Annotated in this window: 18 protein-coding genes and 1 pseudogene; 9 read left to right on the top strand and 10 right to left on the bottom strand. The window is 64.6% G+C overall.

Annotated features, from left to right (window positions below):
* Nucleotides 1-79: 79 nt before the first annotated feature.
* Nucleotides 80-1900, bottom strand: a complete 1821-nt coding sequence (locus FBX97_RS11365) for a recombinase family protein (RefSeq protein WP_141831647.1) — start codon at nt 1898-1900, stop codon at nt 80-82.
* Between the two features lie 16 nt (nt 1901-1916).
* Here FBX97_RS11365 and FBX97_RS11370 point away from each other — a divergent pair.
* The 3 genes and pseudogenes from FBX97_RS11370 to FBX97_RS11380 form a co-directional block, all read left to right on the top strand.
* Nucleotides 1917-2936: pseudogene (locus FBX97_RS11370) on the top strand (KamA family radical SAM protein); the annotation flags it as partial.
* Between the two features lie 33 nt (nt 2937-2969).
* A complete protein-coding gene (locus FBX97_RS11375; protein WP_141831649.1) occupies nt 2970-4283 on the top strand; it encodes an MFS transporter in 1314 nt (437 codons plus the stop codon).
* Nucleotides 4252-5103, top strand: a complete 852-nt coding sequence (locus FBX97_RS11380; protein ID WP_141831651.1) for a fumarylacetoacetate hydrolase family protein — start codon at nt 4252-4254, stop codon at nt 5101-5103. The genes FBX97_RS11375 and FBX97_RS11380 overlap by 32 nt, the downstream gene beginning before the upstream one ends.
* Nucleotides 5104-5174: 71 nt before the next feature.
* Here the strand turns inward: FBX97_RS11380 and FBX97_RS11385 are convergent, their stop codons facing one another.
* On the bottom strand, nt 5175-6512 hold the full coding sequence (locus FBX97_RS11385) for an aspartate aminotransferase family protein (RefSeq protein ID WP_141831652.1): 1338 nt from the start codon (nt 6510-6512) through the stop codon (nt 5175-5177).
* A 90-nt stretch (nt 6513-6602) separates the two neighbouring features.
* Between FBX97_RS11385 and FBX97_RS11390 the strand changes: the two genes are divergently transcribed.
* From FBX97_RS11390 to FBX97_RS11400, 3 genes are all read left to right on the top strand, one after another.
* Complete coding sequence (locus tag FBX97_RS11390) at nt 6603-7172, top strand: carboxymuconolactone decarboxylase family protein (protein ID WP_141831654.1); 570 nt, start codon at nt 6603-6605, stop codon at nt 7170-7172.
* A gap of 61 nt (nt 7173-7233) precedes the next feature.
* Nucleotides 7234-7674 (top strand): hypothetical protein, encoded by a 441-nt coding sequence (locus tag FBX97_RS11395; RefSeq protein ID WP_141831656.1) that lies wholly within the window; start codon nt 7234-7236, stop codon nt 7672-7674.
* Nucleotides 7629-8276 carry a S41 family peptidase gene (locus FBX97_RS11400; RefSeq protein ID WP_141831658.1) on the top strand — a complete coding sequence of 216 codons (648 nt, stop codon included), beginning with the start codon at nt 7629-7631 and terminating at the stop codon, nt 8274-8276. Before FBX97_RS11395 ends, FBX97_RS11400 begins: the two co-directional genes overlap by 46 nt.
* Here FBX97_RS11400 and FBX97_RS11405 read toward each other — a convergent pair.
* The 5 genes from FBX97_RS11405 to yjgA form a co-directional block, all read right to left on the bottom strand.
* Nucleotides 8273-9391: an NADH:flavin oxidoreductase gene (locus tag FBX97_RS11405; RefSeq protein WP_141831660.1), complete on the bottom strand. Its 1119-nt coding sequence runs from the start codon at nt 9389-9391 to the stop codon at nt 8273-8275. The two genes, FBX97_RS11400 and FBX97_RS11405, sit on opposite strands and share 4 nt — an antisense overlap.
* A 79-nt stretch (nt 9392-9470) precedes the next feature.
* Complete coding sequence (locus tag FBX97_RS11410) at nt 9471-9668, bottom strand: hypothetical protein (protein ID WP_141831662.1); 198 nt, start codon at nt 9666-9668, stop codon at nt 9471-9473.
* Between the two features lie 5 nt (nt 9669-9673).
* Nucleotides 9674-10342, bottom strand: coding sequence for an alpha/beta hydrolase (locus FBX97_RS11415; RefSeq protein WP_141831664.1), 669 nt, complete (start codon nt 10340-10342; stop codon nt 9674-9676).
* An 8-nt stretch (nt 10343-10350) separates the two neighbouring features.
* Complete coding sequence (gene mog / locus FBX97_RS11420) at nt 10351-10983, bottom strand: molybdopterin adenylyltransferase (protein ID WP_141831666.1); 633 nt, start codon at nt 10981-10983, stop codon at nt 10351-10353.
* Nucleotides 10967-11572 (bottom strand): ribosome biogenesis factor YjgA, encoded by a 606-nt coding sequence (gene yjgA / locus FBX97_RS11425; protein WP_141831668.1) that lies wholly within the window; start codon nt 11570-11572, stop codon nt 10967-10969. Before yjgA ends, mog begins: the two co-directional genes overlap by 17 nt.
* Before the next feature lie 91 nt (nt 11573-11663).
* Here yjgA and pmbA point away from each other — a divergent pair, with 91 nt between their 5' ends.
* Nucleotides 11664-13016, top strand: a complete 1353-nt coding sequence (pmbA, locus tag FBX97_RS11430; protein WP_141831670.1) for a metalloprotease PmbA — start codon at nt 11664-11666, stop codon at nt 13014-13016.
* 49 nt (nt 13017-13065) lie between these two features.
* Here the strand turns inward: pmbA and FBX97_RS11435 are convergent, their stop codons facing one another.
* Nucleotides 13066-13974: a LysR family transcriptional regulator gene (locus tag FBX97_RS11435; RefSeq protein ID WP_141831672.1), complete on the bottom strand. Its 909-nt coding sequence runs from the start codon at nt 13972-13974 to the stop codon at nt 13066-13068.
* A 106-nt stretch (nt 13975-14080) separates the two neighbouring features.
* Between FBX97_RS11435 and FBX97_RS11440 the strand changes: the two genes are divergently transcribed.
* The gene (locus FBX97_RS11440; protein WP_141831674.1) at nt 14081-14821 is read left to right on the top strand and encodes an SDR family oxidoreductase; all 741 of its coding nucleotides are present in this window, start codon (nt 14081-14083) and stop codon (nt 14819-14821) included.
* A 107-nt stretch (nt 14822-14928) separates the two neighbouring features.
* A complete protein-coding gene (nfsB, locus tag FBX97_RS11445; protein WP_141831676.1) occupies nt 14929-15582 on the top strand; it encodes an oxygen-insensitive NAD(P)H nitroreductase in 654 nt (217 codons plus the stop codon).
* Between the two features lie 6 nt (nt 15583-15588).
* Here the strand turns inward: nfsB and FBX97_RS11450 are convergent, their stop codons facing one another.
* Both FBX97_RS11450 and FBX97_RS11455 read right to left on the bottom strand, forming a co-directional pair.
* Nucleotides 15589-16410, bottom strand: coding sequence for a hypothetical protein (locus FBX97_RS11450; RefSeq protein ID WP_141831678.1), 822 nt, complete (start codon nt 16408-16410; stop codon nt 15589-15591).
* A 58-nt stretch (nt 16411-16468) separates the two neighbouring features.
* A complete protein-coding gene (locus FBX97_RS11455) occupies nt 16469-17602 on the bottom strand; it encodes a carboxypeptidase family protein (RefSeq protein ID WP_141831680.1) in 1134 nt (377 codons plus the stop codon).
* Nucleotides 17603-17726: the final 124 nt, after the last annotated feature.

Here is a 17726-nt window from a genome sequence, read left to right on the forward strand (position 1 = left end):
AGTTAAAGTGCCATTGGCACATTAGCAACACTATTTCGTATTTACGGCTTCCTCGGTGCTCTCACTGCTCTCTGCTAAATCAGTCATCCGGTGCATGAAGTACTTGATCTTCGTCAGTGTACTGCGAGAACTTGCCGTTCTCGCCGGGGATGCTATATTCGTCCCGGTACGTGTCTGGCGAGAAGATCGGCTTTCCGTGCTCATCAAGTAAATCGTACGCTTCATCCGGTAGCATCGTGTCATACGGCGTTGCTGGCCCGGTGTCTACTGGCTTCGCTGGCTGTACGGCTCTAGTCTCGCCTTTCGTCGTCCTACGTGTTCCCCTGCCATTCGGCACGGTCAGCTTGCCGCTATAACCCATCCCATGCTTGACGAGTCGATTCTTGACGCCCAGAGCCATCGCATTCGTCTGCATCAGGTTCGGGAATATGCCCTTGTCGGCATGCAGCGTGGTATGCCCGATCTTCCCCTTTGAGACAGCGAATATCGCTCGGCCTTCGTCGCCCTGGATCACCAGATAGCCTTCAGCAATGCGAACCTGCACATGAAGCCGATGTAAGAAGGCATTGATTCGTCTCCGTGTGTTCTTGTCGGTCAAGTCGATCCTGGCTCGAATCTCCGACCAGTTCAGCTTCTGACCGCCCGTCAGGTCTGCCGTCAGGCGTTCTACCTCGGCCTTCAGTGTTTTAATGCGTGCTTCGCTCTGGAGTACGAAATTGGCGAAAGTTTCAGACTCGGGATGAAACGCCAGCTTTCCAGCCCAAACCGCTAGTTTCTCCCGTTCGGTTATCAGGCGTCCTTCCGCCGCTGTCAGCTCCCGATGAAGCTTGTCCGGGTCCGGCATGACCAGACTAATCGCGTCCAGTTGCATAAGGAGAGCCATCAATACATCTTCGCTCTCATCGAGCCGAACATTCTTAGAGCCTTCGCAGCTACCGTAGCGACGATTCGCACACATCAGGTAACGGAACTTCGTACGCTGGATGATATGCATGGCGCTTCCACACGCTCCGCAGAACACCAACTTGCCCCATACATTGAACTCTGCCGACTGTTTAGGTATCTTCCCAGTTTGCCGGGCCTTGATGATGCTTTTGGCGGAATCGAACGTATCCTGATCTACCACAGCAGGAAAGTAGTTTGGTATCGGCTCCCCACCGTCCTTAGGTGCAAGTTCCCCGATGGCCGCTCGGTTCTGAAGAATCGTAAGGACAGCCGTAGTGCCCCAGCGCCCACCTTTGTTGAAAGTTTTATAACCCTTCGCATTAAGCGCCTGCGAGATTGCCGTACTGCCCAGCCCTTCAAGGCACAGCCGGAAGATTTCGCGTACAGCATCGGCATGCCCGTTCAAGTGGTACTTGCCATCCTCGCCCAGATCAAGCCAGTTGCTAACACGCTTGCCAATGTGATGCCCTGATTGCCTTGCACGAGCAAACCGCTTACCCCATTCGATCTTCCCAAGGTCACTCTTACGGGCGCTCTCCTTGTGAGCATTGTCCAGATGCAGTACAGCCTGCAAGAGTTGCATCGTGTCCCACTCCTTCGTAAACTTCATTTCGGGGCGCAACGTTACGACGGTTATATCCAGTTCCGTGATGCTCGACAGTAGTGAAACTGCTTGCATGGGCTTTAGCCGGGTTAAGCGGTCCAAATGCTCCAGAATCAGGATGCTCCCCGGTTCAATCTCCCCTGATTCCCGAGCAGCGATGAACTCACCAAGCGCACCAGTCCGTACGTTGTCCCCATGGAATCCAGAAACTGCTTCGTCTGCAAACACACGGTCTGACAGATCGATACCATTGTCCTTACACCACTTGCGAGCAAGCGTCTGTTGACGGTCGATGGATGTGCCATGCTTCTGGGCATCCGAACTGTAGCGAGAATAAGAATAAGCTTTCATAAGAGACGCATTGTATCAGCACCTGTACAAGGAAACCGTGCTGTTCTTCCCCAGCGCCGGCCAGACCTGCCACGCCTACTGCACCTTCTGCTTCCGCTGGCCGCAGTTCGTCGGCATGGACGACATGAAGTTCGATGCGCGCGAATGCACCGAGCTGGTCTCCTACCTGGCCACGCATCCGGACGTGACCGACGTCCTGATCACCGGCGGCGACCCGATGATCATGAACACCCGCTCGCTGGCCGAATTCATCGAACCGCTGCTGGCCCCGGAGCTGGCCCATATCCAGAACATCCGCATCGGCACCAAGTCGGTCGCCTACTGGCCGCAGCGCTACGTCTCGGACAAGGACAGCGACGACCTGCTGCGCCTGTTCGAGAAGGTGGTCAAGTCGGGCAAGAACCTGGCGATCATGGGCCATTACAACCACGCGGTCGAACTGCGCAACAACATCGCCCAGCAGGCGGTGAAGCGCATCGTCGGCACCGGCGCCACGCTGCGCATGCAGGGTCCGCTGATCCGCCACATCAACGAAGATCCGGCCAGCTGGGCCGAGCTGTGGACCACCGGCGTGCGCCTGGGCGCGATCCCGTACTACATGTTCGTCGAGCGCGACACCGGCCCGAGCGACTATTTCGCGCTGCCGCTGGCGCGCGCGCACGAGATCTTCCAGTCGGCATACAGCATGGTGTCGGGCCTGTCGCGCACCGTGCGCGGACCGTCGATGAGCGCCTTCCCGGGCAAGGTCGTGATCGACGGCGTGGTCACCATCAACGGCGAAAAGCTGTTCGCGCTGCAGTTCCTGCAGGCGCGCAATCCGGAATGGGTGCGCAAGCCTTTCTTCGCCAAGTACGATCCGGATGCGACCTGGCTGGATCACCTGAAACCCGCCTTCGGCCGCAAGAAGTTCTTCTTCGAGGGCGACGAATCGGGCGAGGCCGCGCTGCACGGGCCGGCCGGGCGCGTGATCCCGATCCAGCCGCACGAGTCCATGCGCGACCGCCGCGCCAGCGACAGCCAGCCCGATGCGGCCTGAGCACGCCTGATCGACCGCCGACGACGCCATCCCATGGATGCCGACCAGAACACGCCACGCCTCTCCGGCGTGGCGGTTTTTTTCTACGTGTTCCTGCCGTTCGCGCTGGGCCACTACCTGTCCTCCCTGCTGCGCAACGTGAACGCGGTGCTGGCGCCGCAGCTGGTCGGCGCGCTGGCGCTGACGCCGGGGCAGCTCGGCCTGCTCACCAGTGCATTCTTCTTCGCCTTCGCGCTGGTCCAGCTGCCGGTCGGGATCGCGCTCGACCGCTACGGGCCGCGCAAGGTGCAGCTGGTGCTGATGCTGCTGGCGGCCGGCGGTGCCTGGATGTTCGCCACCGGCCACAGTTTTACCCAGCTGGTGCTGGCACGCGCCATCATCGGCTGTGGCCTGGGCGGCTGCTTCATGTCGGCGGTGAAGGCGATTTCGACCTGGATCGCGCCCAAGCGCCTGCCGTCGGTACAGGGCTACCTGATCGCGGTGGGCGGCCTGGGCGCCGCATCCAGCACGATGCCGGTGCGTTCGCTGCTGCAGTACACCGACTGGCGCGGACTGTTCATGCTGCTGGCATTCCTCACCGTCTTTTCCGGGCTGCTGATCTGGCTGGTCACGCCGCGCAACCGGATTGCAGCCAGCGCCAGGGCGCCTACCGTGCGCTCGGTGCTCGACGTCTACCGCGCACCGGCCTTCCGCACCACGATTTCGCTGGTCCTGATTCCGCATGCGGTGTTCTTCGGCATCCAGGGCCTGTGGATCGGGCGCTGGCTGTCCGACGTGGCGCGCTTTCCCGACAGCGCCGTGGCCTACCTGCTGTACCTCGGCATGGCCTCGGTGATCTTCGGCGCGATCGCTGTGGGCATGATTACCGAATGGGCCGGACGGCGCGGCATCGCCGCCATCGACGTAGCCGCGGTCGGGGTCGCGCTGTTCCTGCTGGTGCAGCTGGCGATCGTTTGCAACTACCGGCCCAGCCTGCAGACCCTGTCCGTGCTGTTCACGCTGGTCGGCACGATCACCGGCATCGAATACGCGATCGTGGCCCAGAGCCTGCCGCGCGAGCTGACCGGGCGCGCGGCCACCTGCCTGAACCTGTTGATCTTCGTCGGCGCCTTCCTGGTGCAGGCCGGCTTCGGACAGATAGTCGGGTTATGGCAGGTAGATGGCGCAGGCCATGCACCGGCCATCGCCTACCGCATCGCCTTCGGCGTGCTGCTGGCGCTGCAGTTGCCCGGGCTGCTGCGGCATTGCCATCGAACCTTCCTCGAGCGGCGTCCGGTAGAATGCGGAATCGCTTTGCTCAACGAGAAGGAAGATTATGAGATTGGTTCGTTACGGTCGCCCCGGTAAGGAAAAGCCCGGCCTGTTCGACGAGGAAGGCCGGCTGCGCGACCTGTCCGGCGTGATCGGGGACATCGACGCCGCGGTGCTGTCCGAAAAGGCGCTGCGCAAACTGTCCAAGGTCGACTGGAAGACCCTGCCGCTGGTGCGCGGCAACCCGCGCCTCGGCGTGCCGGTCAAGGGCACCGGCAAATTCATCGGCATCGGCATGAATTACTCGGACCACGCCGCCGAAGTCGGCGCGCCGATCCCGAAAGAGCCGATCATGTTCATGAAGGCGACCAGCTGCCTGTCCGGCCCGGACGACCCGATCCAGCTGCCGAAAGGGTCGAAGAAGACCGACTGGGAAGTCGAGCTGGGCGTCGTCATCGGCACCCGCGCGCAATACGTCAGCGAAGAAGATGCGCTCAAGTTCGTGGCCGGCTACTGCGTGGTCAACGACGTCTCCGAGCGCGCCTTCCAGTTCGAGCTGGGTTCGCAGTGGGACAAGGGTAAAGGATGCGACACCTTCGGCCCGGTCGGCCCGTTCCTGGTGACCAAGGACGAGATCTTCGACGTGCAGGACCTGGATCTCTACCTGGAACTGAACGGCAAGCGCATGCAGACCGGGAACACCGCGAACATGATCTTCACGGTGGCCCAGATCGTCAGCTACCTGTCGCGCTTCATGACGCTGGAACCTGGCGACATCATCTGCACCGGCACGCCGCCGGGCGTGGGATTCGGACGGTCGCCGCAGCGTTTCCTGAAGAAGGGCGACAAGCTGCGCCTGGGGATTGCCGGGTTGGGCGAGCAGCAGCAGGAAGTGGTGGCGTTTCCGAAGGCCTAATCAGGGGAAACAAATCCGTCGTCCCCGCCTTCGCGGGGACGACGTTGGTGCCTGTGGCGACAATGCATGCATCACGATTTCAATACTTCCATCACCGCCGCATCCACTGCCTCCTTCAGCCGCGTCACGATCTCCGTCAATTCCTGCGCGCTGACGATGAACGGCGGCGCCAGCAGGATGTGGTCGCCCTGCCGCCCATCGATGGTGCCGCCCATCGGATACACCATCAACCCGCGCTGCATCGCCTGCTGCTTGACCGCCGCATGCAGTTTCAGCGCCGGCGCGAACGGTTCCTTGCTCGAACGGTTGCGTACCAGTTCCAGCCCGACGAACAGGCCGCGCCCGCGGATGTCGCCGACGTGCTCGTGGTCGCCGAACACGGCGCCCAGCATGCGCCGCAGCGTGGCGCCGCGCTTCTGCACCTGCACCAATAAATCGTCGCGTTCGATCACTTCCTGCACCGCCAGCGCCGCGGCCGCCGCCACCGGGTGGCCGATGTAGGTGTGGCCGTGCAAAAAGGTGCCGCTGCCGCTGCGCAGGCGCTCGACGATGGCGCCGTTGGCCAGCACCGCGCCGATCGGCGCGTAGCCGGCGCCCAGACCCTTGGCCACCGCGATCAGGTCGGGTGCCACGCCATCCTGCTCGATCGCGAACATGGTGCCGGTGCGTCCCATCCCGCACATCACCTCGTCGGCGATGAACAGGATGCCGTACTTGTCGCACAGCCTGCGCACGCCGCGGAAGTAGCCCGGCGTCGGCGGAATCGCACCGCCGGTGGCGCCGACCACGGTCTCGGCGCAGAAGCCGATCACGTTTTCCGGCCCGGCATGCAGGATCGCGGCTTCGAGTTCGTCCAGCAGCGTCTCGGTGTACTGGTCGACGCCCTGGCCCTCGGCACGGCCACGGTATTCGTAGCAGGGCGAGACGCGCGGCACGTCCATCAGCAGCGGCGCGAACGGCTTGCGGCGCCACTCGTTGCCGCCCACCGCCAGCGCGCCCAGCGTGTTGCCGTGATAGCTCTGGCGGCGCGCGATGAACAGCGAACGTTTCAGTTCGCCGGCTTCGACGAAGTACTGGCGCGCCAGTTTCAACGCCGTCTCCATCGCCTCCGAACCGCCCGACACCAGGTACACGCTGCCGATGCCGGCCGGCGCGCGCGCCACCAGGCGGTCGGCCAGGCGCTCTGCCACTTCGGTGCTGAAGAAGGCCGTGTGCGCGTAGGCACAACGGTCGATCTGGCGGTGCATGGCGGCGATGATGTCCGGGTGGCCATGGCCGAGCGAGGACACGGCCGCGCCGCCGCTGGCATCGATATAGGTATTGCCCTGGCTGTCGCGCAGATAGATGCCGTCGCCGCCGACGGCCAGGGGCGGCGTCTGGCGCAGGCTGCGGTGCAGGATGTGGCTCATGTCTCCATCTCCAAAAGTTGACGATTGACAATAAACGCGAAGCCCGCGGATTCTTTTGATTTTTGCCGGAATGCATGCGAATATTTCCGCATGACACCTCCATCCACCGAGCGCCTGAAACCGATTCCGCCGCAGGACTGGACCGACGCCCAGCGCGCCGCGGCCGAGGACATCATCAACGGCCCGCGCGGCGCCCTGTACGGGCCCTTCGTGCCGCTGCTGCGCAGTCCGGAACTGATGGGCTACGCGCAGCGCCTGGGCGAATATTTGCGCTACCGCAGCGCGATTGGCGTCAGACTCTCCGAACTGGCGATCCTGGTCACCGCCCGCGCATGGGACCAGCAGGTGGAATGGGCGATCCACGCGCCGATCGCGCGCCAGGTCGGCGTGCCGTCCGACGTCATCGACGCCATCGCCCGGCGCCAACGCCCGCAGGCGATGCTGGTGGACGAGAGCGTCGTGTATGACTTCTGCACCGAACTGCAGTACACCAGGCGCGTGTCGGACCGCGTGTACGCCGATGCGCTGGCGCTGTTCGGGGAGCAGGGCGTGGTCGACCTGATGGGCGTAAACGGTTATTACACTTTTTTGGCGATGGTGATGAATACCGCCCAGACCGCGGCGCCGCCGTCGGAAGCGGCGCCCCTGCCGGACGCGTGACAAAGCGCGCATTTTCGCGCCGCGGTTTTTGCCACACTGTCTGCTCCCCATGGAGACGCAGATGATCCGTACCCTGTCGGCCGCATCGCTTGCCGCCATCCTGCTGACCCCGATCTCGCCGTCCAGTGCCGCGGAGGCGATGCCGCTGCCGCTGGCGCGCGAGGTCGCCGGCAAGACGATCGAACTGGTCGAAAGCAAGGGCGTTTATCCACGCAGACGGGCCGAATACGCCCAGGCCAGGACGGCGCTGCTGGCACTGGTCGATGGCGATGCTGCGCAGGCCGACCGCGAGGCGGTCCATGACGGTATCCGGAGGCTGCTCGCGACCCTCGATGCGGACGGGCACTCGCTGCTATTCGCTCCGGTGCAGTACCAGCAGATGCAGTCCGCAACCGTGGCTCGCAACATGACGCGACCGTCTGCATTCCGGCTGGTCCAAACCAGTCGCGGCAGGTATTGCGCTGGACGCCGCCGCCGAACGTGGGCGGCGGCCAGCAGATGATCGATGCGAACGTGAAGCGTTTCTATGACGAGGCCGATGCGCATCCCGACATCAGGCAGGCCTGCGCCCTGGTCGTCGACCTCAGCGAACAAAACGGCGGCAACGCCTGGCCGCCCCTGATCGCGATGTATCCCTTGTTCGGCACTGCCAATAAGGCGAACGCGGTGGACCGCGACGGCAAGCGCATTCCCGTGGTCGATCGCGCCGGACTCGAACGCATGGCGCGCGCCAACGCGGGCGGCCGCGCCAATCCGCTGGCACCGTATACCGACGGGCCGCTGGCGGTGGTGGTCGGCAGCGATACCTCCAGCGCCGGCGAAATGCTGCTGGTGGCGCTGCTCGGCGAACAGCGGGTGCACACCTTCGGCCAGACTTCCGACGGGCGGTCGACATTGAACAACACCTACCCGCTGGCCGACGGATCTTTACTGGTGTTGACGGAACTGCGCTTCGCGCTGGGCGACGGGCCGCTCTACCGTGGCGGTATCCCGGCCATGCATCCGTCGGGGAAGGGCGAGCCGGTCGAGGCAACGGTCAGAACTGCCGCGGAATGGGCCGCGGCTCATTCGCCCAAGTGCGGACCTGCGCCCGGCGGGATTTAATCCAGCGTCGCCAGCGCCGACGCCTCGAAGGGCTTCAGCCCGGCCTGGTCGCCCGCCTTGACCTTGCTGGCCCATTGCGCGTCCGACAGCAGCGCACGGCCGATCGCGATCAGGTCGAACTCATCGCGTTCCATGCGTGCCACCAGTTTATCCAGGCTGGCGGTCTGCGCGCCCTTGCCGGTGAAGGCGGCGAGGAATTCGCCGTCCAGGCCGACCGAGCCGACGCTGATGGTGGCGGCCCCGGTCAGCTTCTTGGCCCAGCCGGCGAAGTTCAGGCCGTCGGCACCGTCGAGTTCCGGGAATTCCGGTTCCCAGAAGCGGCGCTGCGAGCAGTGCAGGACGTCGGCGCCGGCTTCGACCAGCGGCAGCAGCCAGTCGGTCATCTGGTCCGGCGTGGTGGCCAGGCGCGCCTTGTAGTCCTGCTGCTTCCACTGGCTGACGCGCAGGATGATCGGGAAGTCGGGGCCGACGGCCGCGCGCATCGCCTTCAGCACCTCGGCGGCGAAGCGGCTGCGTTCGCGCAGGGTGGCGCCGCCCCAGCGGTCGCCGCGCTCGTTGGTGCCGTCCCAGAAGAACTGGTCGATCAGGTAGCCGTGGGCGCCGTGGATCTCGAAGGTGTCGAAGCCGAGGGCTTTCGCGTCCGCCGCGGCCGCGGCGAAGGCAGCGATGGTGTCGGCGATGTCTTCGTCGCTCATGGTGGCGCCGAAGGGCTTGCCGGGCGAACCCAGGCCGGACGGGCCTTCCGGCTCGCCGGCGGGCGTCCAGTCGGTGCCCGGACCGGGGACGGCACCGACGTGCCAGATCTGCGGACCCATCTTGCCGCCGGCGCCGTGGACGGCGTCGATGACCTGCTTCCAGCCGTCCAGCGCGGCGTCATGGAAGTCGGGGATCTGCGGCAGGTTCTTCGAAGCCGGACGGGCGATGGTGGTGCCTTCCGACAGGATCAGGCCGACATCCGCGGCGGCACGGCGGCGGTAGTATTCGGCGATGGCGGCATTCGGCACGCCGTTCGGCGCGAAGTTGCGCGTCATCGGGGCCATCACGATGCGGTTCTTGAGCGCGAGCCCCTTGATGCGGGCCGGTTGAAACAGGACGTCGATTGCGGATGCGGTCACACATGCTCCTTGGACAATGGTTGAGAATGTCCGAGCATGGTAGCTGAACCCGCCAGGCGGCGCTGGCGGGTCTCCGGTTTTACGCCAATGCCTCTTTTGCAGCTTGTTCCGGGGTGAGATCGTCGTAGAACATGTCGGTGAACCACTCGACGTGTTCCTCGATGTGTTCCTGCGCCTGGGCCTGGGTAGCGCCGCCGGCGACCAGATGCTTTTCGACTTCGATGCACCAGTTAATCAGTGCCATCGTTTCTTCGTCGAGTTCTTCCTTCTTTGCCATTTTGCTTACCCCAACACTTTCTTCAACCAGGCCGACATCGCCTGGACTTCCTCGAGGCAGACGGTATGCTGCATCGCATATTCATGCCACTCGACCTGGCAACCCATCGAGACCAGCAGGTCGCGCGACATCTCGGCGCGGTTGAACGGCACCACGTTGTCGTGGCGGCCGTGCGCCATGAAAATCGGCGTAGTCAGGGCCACGTCGCTACGCTCGGTCGGCAGCTTGGCGGACAGCGGTACGTAGCCCGACAGGCACAGCAGGCCGGCCAGCTTTTCCGGGTGGCGCAGTCCGGCCTGGATGGTCATCGCGCAGCCTTGCGAGAAGCCGGCCAGCACGATGCGCGAGGCCGGCACGCCGCGCGCCTTTTCGCGCGCGATGAAGGCTTCGACTTCGAGCTGCGAGGCGCGCAGGCCGTTCTCGTCCTCGCGCCGCACCAGTTCCGCGCCGGTGATGTCGTACCAGGCGCGCATCACGTAGCCGCCGTTGACGGTGACCGGGATGCGGCGCGCATGCGGGAAGATGAAACGGATGCCGGGCAGGCCGGAAAGGTCCAGCTCGCGCACGATCGGCACGAAGTCGTTGCCGTCGGCGCCCAGGCCGTGCAGCCAGATGACGGAGATTTCCGGATTGTCGGCGGTGTCGATCGTGACGTGTTCCAGCAGCTCGCTCATGCGCTTCCTTATTCTTTATTAGCGGGACGCAGTGCCGATTTCGGCCGGAAGGCCTTGCACACGTCCGGATTGGTTTCCATGTACGGCCCGCCAATCAGGTCGATGCAGTACGGGACCGCGGCAAAGATGCCGCCGACGATGCTCTTGCCGTCGGCGTCCTTCAAGCCTTCCAGCGTTTCCTTGATCGACTTCGGCTGGCCCGGCAGGTTCATCACCAGCGCAGCATGGTCTTCGGTTTCGCGGATGACGGCGGTCTGGCGCGACAGGATCGCGGTCGGCACGAACTGCAGGCTGATCTGGCGCATCTGCTCGCCGAAGCCCGGCATCTCTTTCGTGCCGATGGCCAGCGTCGCTTCCGGCGTGACGTCGCGCCGCGCCGGGCCGGTGCCGCCGGTGGTCAGGACCAGGTGGCAGCGCGCCGTATCGACCAGCTCGACCAGCGTCCGTTCGATGCTGGCGCGGTCGTCGGGGATCAGGCGGGTCTCGACGCGGAAGGGCGTTGTGATGGCCGATTGCAGCCATACCTGCAGCGCCGGGATGCCCTTGTCTTCGTAGACGCCGCCGCTGGCGCGGTCCGACACCGAGACCAGGCCGATCACGAGGTCGGCCGGCAGCTCGTCCACTTTATTCGTCAGACTCATCGTCGTCGCCTTCGTGTTCGTCGTCGCCGTCGGCCGCGGGCGCAGCCTTCTTCTTGGAGACGTCCTTCAGGATCTGGAAGATCTCGCGGTAGGCTTTCGGCGGCTTGTTTTCGGCCTGCTCCTTGCGCGCATTGCGGATCAGGGTGCGCAGCTGCTGCACGTCCAGTTCCGGGTACTCTGCGAGCAGCTGGGTGAGGGCGTTGTCGTCGGCCAGCAGCTTGTCGCGGCGGCGCTCGAGCGCGTGCAAGGCAGCGGTTTCGGCTTTCGAGGCGCCTTTCCAGCTTTCGATGGCGCGCTGGATGACGGCGACTTCTTCCTCGTCGAGGGTACGCATCTTCTTGCCCACGAATTGCAGCTGGCGGCGGCGGCCTTCGTGGTTGGTGATGGTCTGGCATGCCAGGATGGCTTCCTTGACGTCCTCAGGCATCTCCACGCGCTTGACGCGGTCGCGCGGTGCATCGATCAGTTGTTCGCCGAGTTTCTGCAACTCGTTGCTCTGACGCTTGAGCTCCGACTTGGAGGGGCGCTCGTATTCCGGTTCGAACTCGTCGGAGCGGAAGCCGACGGCGCCGCGATTTGCATTTGGCATGATATTCAGATGAGCTGGCGCACGGCCGGCCGGTAAAAACAGTAAACGGCTGCTATGATAACTGTTTTAGGGCTCGCTACGAAAAACGCACATGAATGACGCCGTCTTCACCCACACCCAGGATCAGCTAAAGCAGCTCGCACGCGACGTGCTGGCATTCGCCAAGGAACAGGGCGCCAGCGCCGCATCGGTCGAGATCAGCGAGGGAAGCGGACTGGCGGTGACGGTGCGCAAAGGCCAGGTCGAGACCATCGAGCAGAACAAGGACAAGGGCATCGGTGTCTCGGTGTACTGCGGCCAGCGCCGCGGCCACGCCAACACCTCCGATTTCTCCACCGAGTCGCTGCGCGCGACCGTGGAAGCGGCCTACAACATCGCCCGCTTCACCGCCGAAGACCCGGCCGCCGGCCTGCCCGACGAAGCGCTGCTGGAAACCAACCCGCGCGACCTGCGCCTGTGCTACCCGTGGGACATCAGCGCCGAGGAAGCCGCGCAGATCGCCAAGAGCTGCGAAGACGCCGCCTTTGCGGTGGACAAGCGCATCACCAACAGCGAAGGTGCCAGCGTTTACGTCCAGCAATCGCACTTCGTGGCCGCCAACAGCCTCGGTTTCTGCGCCGGCTACCCGTTCTCGCGCCACACGCTGTCGGTGGCGCCGATCGCCGGCCGCGGCAACGCCATGCAGCGCGACGACTGGTACACCTCCGCGCGCGACCCGAAAAAGCTGGCCGACCCGGAAAAAGTCGGCCGCTACGCCGCCGAGCGCGCACTGGCACGCCTGAACGCGCGTAAGCTCGATACCCGCACCTGCCCGGTACTGTTCGAAGCGCCGCTGGCGGCGGGCCTGCTCGGCGCCTTCGTCCAGGCCACCTCGGGCGGCGCGCTGTACCGCAAGTCGAGCTTCCTGCTCGATTCGCTGGGTCAGTCGATTTTCCCCTCGCACATCAACATCGTCGAAGACCCGCACGTGGTCGGCGGCGTCGGCTCCTCGCCCTTCGACGAGGAAGGCGTGCGCACCCAGACCCGCAAGGTCGTCAGCGACGGCGTACTGCAGGGCTATTTCCTGTCCTCATACACGGCGCGCAAGCTGGGCATGCAGACCACCGGCAACGCCGGCGGCTCGCACAACCTCGAAATGAAGTCGAAGGAAACGAAAATCGCCGACGACTTCGAGGGCATGCTGCGCAAGATGGGCACCGGCCTGCTGGTCACCGAACTGATGGGGCAGGGCACCAACTACGTCACCGGCGATTATTCGCGCGGCGCCTCGGGCTACTGGGTCGAGAATGGCGTGATCCAGTATCCGGTGGAAGAGATCACCATCGCCGGCAACATGAAGGAAATGTTCCAGCAGATCGTGGGTATCGGCAATGACGTGCTGACGCGCGGCAATAAGTCGACCGGTTCGATCCTGATCGAAAAGATGGTAGTGGCCGGCAACTGATTCCAGCCACGCTCAGTGACACCATGAAGGCAGCCGCGGCTGCCTTTTTTCATGCCGGCGCGCCGAAGCGTTCGCGGTACAGGCCCGCGATCCAGTCGACGAACACGCGCAGGCGCGGCGACAGCTGGCGCCGGTACGGGTACAGCGCCGACAGCGGGAAATCCGGGCTGCGCCACTGCTTCAACACCTCGACCAGGCGGCCGTCGGCCAGTTCCTGCTCGATATGGAAGCGCGGCACCTGGATCAGGCCGCAGCCGCGCAAGGCGCCCAGCACGTAGTTTTCCGCATCGTTGACCGACAGCCAGCCCGGCAGGTCGAAGCGGCGCGCCTCGCCATCGACGTCCAGTTCGAGCGGGTAATCCAGACCGCCGCTACTGGCAAAGAACCCCACCACCTGGTGCGCCGCCAACTCGTCGGGATGGCGCGGCGTCCCGTGGGCGGCCAGGTAGTCCGGGCTGGCCACGATCGCCTGCGGCATCAGCGCCAGCCGCCGTGCCACCAGGCTCTGGTCGCGCGGGGCACCGGCCCGGATCACGCAATCGACCCCTTCACGCACCAGGTCGACCAGCCGGTCGCCGCTGCTGAGTACCAATTCGACCTCCGGATACAGCGTGTGGAATTCACCGATGCGCGGCAGCACGACCCGCGTGGCATGGGTGCCCGACATGTCGACCCGCAGCACCCCGCGCGGACTGGAGGCGCCCTGGCGGAACACGGCCTCGGCATCGTCCAGGTCGCTCAGCACCTGCACGCAGCGCTCGTAGTACGCCTGTCCGTCGAGGGTCGGCCGGACGTGGCGCGTGGTGCGTTCCAGCAGGCGCGTGCCCAGCCGCGTCTCGAGGGCCTTGATCGCGTGGGTGGCGGTCGCGCGCGGAATGCCGAGCAGGTCGGCGGCGCGGCTGAACCTGTTCTGCTCGACGATGCGGGTAAACAGTTGCAGGGTATCGAGACGGTCCATATTATTGATGGATATTGAATAGTGTTGTTCTGTGTGCCCAGTTTATCTCCTGTTTCGAAACGATGAGAATACCGGCATCCATTTCAACCCATTCAAGGAGAACAGCATGACCATCGAATACAAGGGCGTGGCCCTGGTGACCGGCGCCTCGCGCGGCATCGGACGCGCCATCGCACTGCGCCTGGCGCGCGACGGTTTCGACATCGTCGTCAACTATGCGGGCAATGCCGCCAAGGCGCAGGAGACGGCGCAGGCCGTCGAAGCGCTGGGCCGCAAGGCGCTCGCCGTGCAGGCCGACGTCGCCGACGCCGACGCCGTGGCACGCCTGTTCGAGGCCGCGCAGCAGGCGTTCGGGCGCATCGACGTCGTGGTCAACAGTGCCGGCGTGATGCCGATGGCCCAAATCAGTCCGGACAAGCTCGAGGACTTCGACCGCGTGATCGCCACCAACCTGCGCGGCAGCTTCCTGGTGCTGGGCCAGGCCGCGCAGCACCTGAAGGAAGGCGGGCGCATCATCGCCCTGTCCACCAGCGTGATCGCCAAGTCCTTCCCGGGCTATGGTCCCTACATTGCCAGCAAGGCCGGCACCGAGGGCCTGGTGCACGTGCTGGCCAACGAGCTGCGCGGCCGCGGCATCACGGTGAACGCCGTCGCGCCGGGGCCGGTCGGCACCGAGCTGTTCTTGAACGGCAAGTCGGATGAGCAGATCGCCCAGATCGGGAAAATGGCGCCGCTGGAACGCATCGGCGAGCCGGACGAGATCGCGGCGGCCGTGTCCTTCCTGGCCGGTCCGGACGGCGCCTGGGTGAATTCGCAAGTCGTGCGCGTCAACGGCGGCTTTGCCTGAGCCAGGGCAGGCAGGCGTGCAGCCGGTCGAAAATGGACCGGCTCGCACGCGAATTTTAGGTTCCTGCAATAATGTGCGGCTAAGCATTCCACATAACAAGGAACCCCATGGATATCGTCAAAGTCTCCCAGCAGCGCTACAGCGCCAAAGCCTACGATCCGGCCCGCCAGGTGCCGGAAGAGATCATGCAGCAGATCTACGAGGTGGTGCGCAACAGCCCGTCGTCGGTCAACTCGCAACCGTGGCACTTCATCGTCGCCAGTACCCCGGAAGGCAAGGCACGCCTGGCCAAGGGCGTCCAGGGCGGCTACGCCTTCAACGAAGCCAAGGTGCGTGACGCCTCGCACGTGATCCTGTTCTGCACCCGCGTCGAGGCCGAGCCGGCTCAGCTGGAGCGCATCCTCGACAAGGAAGAAGCCGACGGCCGCTTCGCCGACGACACCGTCCGCGGCTATTCGGCCAACAGCCGCAAGCACTTCACCAACCTGCACCGCTACACCTACAAAGACCTGCCGCAGTGGTACGAGAAGCAGGTGTATATTGCGCTGGGCAACGCCATGCTGGCTGCCGCGGCACTGGGCGTCGACAGCACGCCGATGGAAGGCATCGACGTGGGCGCGCTGGACGCGGAACTGGGCCTGCACGAGCAGGGCCTGTCGAGCCTGGTGATGCTGAGCCTCGGCTACCACGCCGACAGCGACTTCAATGCCAAGCTGCCGAAGTCGCGCCTGTCCCAGGAAGACCTGTTTACCTTCCTGTAACAGCGTTCACCGGACGATCCCGAACGGCCTGAGCAACGGAAACCAGGCCCGTTCGAGGATCTTCCCGAAACCTGCACTGCTCGGGTACAGCTCATTGTCCCAATCCTGTGCGTAGGTGCCGTCGTCGTTCGACAGCACCCCACGGCTGTCGACGTGGAACACGCGCTCGATCGGCGAGTGGAATTCCGCCAGCACCTGTTCGTTGATCGCATCCATCAGCCGCCGGATGACTTCCTTGCGGTAGGCCAGATCCGGGTTGACCCCGGCCTCGTCCATCATCGTCGTGATCCAGCCGCCATGCGCATGGGTAAAGCTGCGGCCGTCGGGGACCGGATAATCGTAACCGTTGAGGAAGATCGGCTGCAGCCAGGTGGTCTTGCGGTAGGCCCAGCGGATCGTGCGGATGATGCCGTTCAAGCCTTCATCGATGTGGTACAGCAGCAGGTCGAGCCGCTCGGGCGAGAGGCAATCGGCGGGCGCCAGGGCGGTCGAGCAGTCGTCGTGCAGGGCCAGGCCGTATTCGAGGGCATCGTTGGCGGCGCCGCCGAGATAGAACTCGCTGAAGCGGAAATCCGGTTTCAGGCGGGTGCGCAGCAGGTCGGCATAGATGCCGTCGCCGATGTACTGGTTCAGGCGCGCGCCGTTGAAGCCGAGCAGGCGGATGACCGCATGCTCGGGCGCCACCGACGGATGCGTGGCCAGCGCGTGCAGGAGGGTCTGGTCGCCGTGCCAGAACCAGGAGTCGCCGAGCGCCAGCCCGGCGGGCGGCAGGTCGCCCGCTTCCAGGCTGTCGCCCGGCCGATAGACCCTGCCGCCCGTGTGTGCCATGCCCGCTCCCCGTCGATTCCCCCGTTTGACAGGGCAGGGCGCGGGCCGGTTCCTTGCGTTACTTGAGTGCGCGCAGAGCCTGCAGCACCGGTTGCAGCACGGCGGCGCCCAGGCGCGCGCTGCGCGCGCCATCCCAGCCGACCTGCGGGTCGGGGTCGTTGGCGTTGTCCTTGAACGGCAGTTCCAGCGTCAGCGACAGGCAGCCGAAGGCGTGCGTGATGTAGGGCGAACCCATGGTCAGCACTTCGTCGGTGAACGGCACTTTTTCGTAGCCGTAGTCGGTCTGGAAGTCCGGGCTGGCGATCATGAAGTTCTCGGCGAAGGCCTTTTCGGCCGCGGCCTGCTCCGGCGTGAAGTTGGGCAGGGCGTCGCTGCCGGCCACGAACACGTAGGGCAGGCCCTCGTCGCCGTGGACGTCGAGGCAGACGTCGACACCGGTTTCATGCATCTTCTGGCGCACCAGGAAGACTTCCGGACTGCGCTCCATGGTCGGGTTATACCACTCGCGGTTCAGGTTGGCGCCGGCGGCGTTGGTGCGCAGGTTGCCGCGTACCGAGCCGTCCGGGTTCATGTTCGGCACCACGTAGAACACGCTTTCTTTTAACAGCTGCCGTCCGAACGGGTGCGCCGGATCGAGCAGGGCGTCGAGCATGCCTTCGACGAACCACTCGGCCATCGTCTCGCCCGGGTGCTGGCGTGCGATTACCCAGACCTTCTTCTTGCCGGCGTCGGGTTCGCCGATGACCAGCATGTTCAGGTCGCGGCCGTCGACGGTCGAGCCGAGGTCGACCATGCGCACGTTTTCCGAGAGCTGGGCGCGGTCGAGCAGCTCCAGGTGGCGTTCCCACGAGTACGGCTCGAAGTAGGCGTAGTAAACGCTGTCCATGGCCGGGGTGTGCTCGATGGTGAGTACCTGGCCGTCGAAGCTGGTCGGCACGCGGAACCAGTTGATGCGGTCATAGCTGGCCATGGCGTTGTAGTCTTCCCAGCCCTTCGGGTAGGCCGACTGGCCGGCGTTGAGCAGGCGGATCGTGCAGGGTTCGGCCTGCGCGCCCTGCAGGCGGAAGTAGAACCACTGGATGATGTCGGCGTGCGAGTCCTTGCGGATGTTCAGGTCGATGGCGCTGGCGCTGGTGGCGTTCACGATCTCGATGGCGCCAGCGTCGAACTGGCTGCTGATCTTGATAGACATGGTCTGTCCTGTTGTTGTTGGCTGGTGAGGGCTGCATGATACCGCCTTTCTCCGGCGCTATCGGCGGGTCTGCGGCGGCGCAAAGTCCGGATGTGATGCTTTTGCTACCTTTCTTGCTCGGCCG

This window comes from Herbaspirillum sp. SJZ107, assembly GCF_006715485.1.
Lineage (GTDB): Bacteria > Pseudomonadota > Gammaproteobacteria > Burkholderiales > Burkholderiaceae_D > Telluria.